We start from the raw sequence: 234 nt of genomic DNA, 5'->3' as shown, positions 1-234 counted from the left end.
TATAAATTTTGAGGGGATGGGAGTATCAGATCATCAGGGTTTTTCCCATGTATTTGTGGTACAAAGAGTTCCTTCCATTCCACTGTCATAGGCAAATACCTTATATTATCTGTTTTTGTCCCTTTCTGGATTCTCGCTGCATGATTGGGACCTTTAACTGTCCTAGCAAAGGCTTCTGAAATTTCCAACAAGCCTGATTCAAAGTTAATGTGCCTTACTCTTAAACCTATAGCT

The 234-nt window shown here is 38.9% G+C and carries 1 protein-coding gene; it reads right to left on the bottom strand.

Annotated features, from left to right (window positions below; translation table 11 throughout):
- Nucleotides 1-234: hypothetical protein (locus KVT36_RS32265; RefSeq protein ID WP_217607518.1), on the bottom strand; the 234-nt coding region annotated here is incomplete at both ends.

This window comes from Chitinophaga sp. GbtcB8 (assembly GCF_019091455.1).
Lineage (GTDB): Bacteria > Bacteroidota > Bacteroidia > Chitinophagales > Chitinophagaceae > Chitinophaga.
Note: the sequence above shows the minus strand (reverse complement) of the source record. Positions and strands in the feature narration are given on the sequence as shown.